The organism is Sphingomonas sp. CCH9-F2, from assembly GCF_001556735.1.
Lineage (GTDB): Bacteria > Pseudomonadota > Alphaproteobacteria > Sphingomonadales > Sphingomonadaceae > Sphingomonas > Sphingomonas ginsenosidimutans.
The window spans coordinates 1-3,984 of record NZ_LSJO01000307.1 but is presented as its reverse complement, the minus strand read 5'-3'; the positions used below and the strand labels follow the sequence as shown (position 1 = coordinate 3,984).

The following is a 3,984-nucleotide window of genomic DNA, read 5'->3' as shown; positions in this document are numbered from 1 at the left end:
ACGCTGCGCGGCATCCTGCTGGGCGGCGCGATCACGCTGCTGTTCACCGCCGCCAACGTCTATCTGGGGCTGAAGATCGGGCTGACCTTCGCCACCTCGATCCCCGCCGCGGTGATCTCGATGGCGGTGCTGCGCGCGTTCCGCGGCTCGTCGATCCTCGAAAACAACATCGTCCAGACGGTGGCGTCGGCGGCGGGGACGCTGGCGGCGATCATCTTCGTCCTGCCCGGCCTGGTGATGGTCGGTTACTGGCAGGGGTTCCCCTTCCTCACCACCGCCGCGATCACCGCCACCGGCGGCGTGCTGGGGGTGATGTTCTCCGTCCCGCTGCGCCGCGCGCTGGTGGTCGACACCGACCTGCCCTACCCGGAGGGCCGCGCCGCGGCGGAGGTGCTGAAGGTCGGCGAGGAAAGCCGCACCGGCGGCGCGGACAGCGCGAAGGGCCTGTCCGCGATCCTCGCCAGCACGCTCGCTTCGGCGGGCTTCGCGATCCTGACCCAGACGAAGCTGGTCGCGGCGGAAGCCGCCACCTTCTTCCGCGTCGGCGCGGGCGCGACCGGGGTGGTCGGCGGGCTGTCGTTCGCGTTGCTGGGTGCCGGCCACCTGATCGGGCTGTCGGCGGGGCTGGCGATCCTGGCCGGCGTCGCGATCGGCTGGTGGATCGTGCTGCCGATCCTGACCGCCGCCGCGCCGCAGGCGGGCGACGTCGCGCAATGGGCCAACACCGTGTTCCGCAACGACGTGCGCTTCTTCGGCGCGGGGGTGATCGGGGTCGCGGCGATCTGGACGCTGGTGCGGATCGCCGGGCCGGTCGCGGGCGGGCTGCGCGCATCGCTGGCGGCATCGCGCGGCGCACGCGGCATGGGCGTCGCGCTGGAGGAACGCGACCTGCCGTTCGCGGTCATCGCGGGCGGCACGCTGGCGGTGCTGGTGCCGATCGCGCTGCTGCTGCACGGCGTGCTGGCGGGCGGGCCGCTGGCGGGCAGCGCATGGCTGCTGATCGCGGCCAGCCTGTTGTTCGTGCTGGTCGTCGGCCTCGTGATCGCGGCGGTGTGCGGCTATATGGCCGGGCTGATCGGCGCGTCCAATTCGCCGGTGTCGGGGATCGGCATCCTGTCGGTCATCGCCGCATCGCTGATGCTGGTCGGCTGGTTCGGGCGCGGCGGCGGCGCGCAGGAAACCTCGGCGCTGGTCGCCTATGCGCTGATCGTCACCGGCATCGTCTTCGGCGTCGCGACCATCTCCAACGACAATCTCCAGGATCTGAAGACCGGGCAGCTGGTCGGCGCGACGCCGTGGAAGCAACAGGTCGCGCTGGTGATCGGCGTCGGCTTCGGATCGCTGGTGGTGCCGCCGGTGCTGCAATTGCTCTACACCTCGTTCGGGTTCGCGGGGATGCCCGGCGCCGGCGCCAATGCACTCGCCGCGCCGCAGGCGGCGCTGATCTCCGCGCTGGCACAGGGCGTGCTGGGCGGCGACCTCAATTGGACGATGATCGGCTGGGGCGCGGCGACCGGCGTGGCGATCATCGCGGTCGACGAACTGCTGGGACGCATGGGCCGGATGCGCCTGCCCCCGCTCGGCGTCGGGCTGGGCATCTATCTGCCGATGGCGGCGACGCTGACCGTCGTCGTCGGCACCGTGATCGGCCACTTCTACGATCGCTGGGCGGACGGGCGCGCCGATGTGGAGGGCACGAAGCGGCTGGGCGTGCTGACCGCGACGGGGATGATCGTCGGCGAAAGCCTGTGGAACGTCGTCTTCGCCGGCATCGTCTACGAAGCGGGCAATGACGCGCCGCTCGCGCTGGTCGACGGGTTCGAGACGCCCGCGCTGATCGCGGGCACCTTGCTGTTCGCGGCGATCGCGTGGTGGCTGTACCGGCGCACGCGGCGGCTGGCGGCATGACGTGGCGCGCGGCACTGGCGGCGCTCGCGCTGCTCGGCGCCGCGCCGGCCCCCGATACCGCACCCGATGAGCAGGCGGAGGCGGCGGTGGCGGAGGCGTTGACGCTCCCGCCCGGCTATCCCCGCGACGCGGTGCTGCGCGCGATATCACGCAACCTGCGCTGGTCGGGGCACCCCGACGTCGGCATTCGCGCCGCCCGCGCGATGACCGACGGCGGCAAGGACGAGATACCCCCCGGCACCGTCCCGGCGCCACCCCGCTACGTCCCGCTGCGCACCGCTTTCCCGGACGCACGCTGCGATACCGCCCCCGACGCCGCGATCGACGACTGGGCGCGCGCCTGCCTGCTGGAGCGGGACTTCCACTGGATCGGCCTGCCCGATGCCGCCCTGGTCCGCGGTGTGGCATCGCGGCTGCGCGATACCGGGGTGCGCCGCGGCGTACTGGCGATGCTGGTGCACGGCTATGGCGACGCGGATGATCTGCGCTTCGTCGCCGCCGAACAGGCGCGCCGCCCGGACCCGGCGGTCGCCGCGCTGCTGGCGACGCCGCAGGCGCGCTACCGGCTGGGCGAGCGCGCCGCCGCGCTCACCGCCGCCCGCGCCACGCGTACCTTCGACGACAAGGCGGCGGCGATCCGCCTGATGCTGGCGGCCGGCGACGTCGATGCGGCGATGGCGGTATTCGATACGATGGCCGACACGCCGCCCCGCCTGTCGGACGATTGCTTCGGCTGGTTCGGGCCGATCGGCGGCCTAGCGCTCGGTGGCCTCGGCAACGTCGGAAACCCTGTTCCGGCGGTCGGCACCTTCATCGATCGGGCGAGCGCTACGCCGCTGTTCCGTCGGCTGTGCCCCGCCGGCCTCGATGCCGAGACGGCGGTCGCGCTGTCGCTCACCGCCGGCCGCGCCGACGACGCGCTCGCCCGCGCCCGGCAGGAAACGGCCACGCCCTTCCTGCTGGTCGACACCGTTCTCCAGATCGCGCGCCAGCGGCTGCGGGCCGGGGACCGCGCGACGGCGCAGCGCCTGCTGAATCAAGCCGCCGCCGCGTTGCCGCCCTATCGGGCCGACGAACGCGGCGGCGACACCGGCCGGCGCGTCCACCTCGTCCAGTTGCTCGCCGCAGCGGGGGCTTCCGACGCCGCCGACACGCTAGCCCGTCGCCAGCCCGCCGGCGCGCTGCGGGCGGTCGCGCTGTCCGCGGCGGTGGCGGGGCGCGCCGGGCTGCGCTTCGACGATCAGGCGCCGATGCTGGAGACGATCGACCCCGCCTGGCTGCCCCAGCTCACAACGGCGCTCACATCTTCGACAGCAGCTCCGCGATAGACACGAACGCGAACCCGACCGAGCTGTCGGCGATGCCATAGGGCATGAACAATTTGTCGCCGTGCTTCATCGCGCCACAAGTGTAGACGACGTTGGGGACATAGCCTTCGCGGTCCTGGTCCGCCGCCGCCAGGATTGGCGAGCGCGTGCGCCCCAGCACCCGCGCCGGATTGTCCTTGTCCAGCAACACCGCGCCGATCGAATATTTGCGCATCGCGCCCACGCCATGGGTCAGCAGCAGCCAGCCCTCGTCGATCTCGATCGGCGGGCCGCAATTGCCGATCTGCACGAACTCCCACGGAAACACCGGCTTCAGGATCAACTCGCCGCCGTCCCAGACGGTCAGGTCGTCGGTCTTGAGCAGGTACAGGTTCTCGCCGTCCTGCCGGCCGATCGCCAGATACTGGTCGCCGACCTTGCGCGGGAACAGCGCGATCCCCTTGTTGCGCGATGCGCTGCCGGTCATCGGCACCAGGTCGAAGGCGCGGAAATCCTTGGTCCGCATCAGCTCCGACTGGATCGCGCTGCCGTTATAGGCGGTATAGGTGCCCAGCCATTCGACGCTGCCGTCGTCATGGTGGAACTGCACCAGCCGCAGGTCCTCCAGCCCCTTCGACTGCGCCTCGGTGATCGGGAAGATCACCGTGCCCGACAGCGTGCTGTCGCGGTGACGATAGACGGTCACCGGGCCACTCGGCATCTGTTCCTCGTCGCTGCCGACCGCGTCGGTGGCGGTCGCGAACGGCGG

The 3,984-nt window shown here is 71.9% G+C and carries 2 protein-coding genes and 1 pseudogene; 2 read left to right on the top strand and 1 reads right to left on the bottom strand.

From position 1 onward, the window contains the following. A partial coding sequence (locus AX685_RS08985) for an OPT family oligopeptide transporter (protein WP_082740749.1) occupies positions 1–1,908 on the top strand: 1,908 nt, incomplete at its 5' end. Beyond that, a complete protein-coding gene (locus tag AX685_RS08980) occupies positions 1,905–3,236 on the top strand; it encodes a hypothetical protein (RefSeq protein WP_156445738.1) in 1,332 nt (443 codons plus the stop codon). The genes AX685_RS08985 and AX685_RS08980, both read left to right, overlap by 4 nt. Here the strand turns inward: AX685_RS08980 and AX685_RS08975 are convergent. Continuing rightward, positions 3,208–3,984: pseudogene (locus tag AX685_RS08975) on the bottom strand (glycosidase); the annotation flags it as partial. The gene AX685_RS08980 and the pseudogene AX685_RS08975 overlap by 29 nt on opposite strands.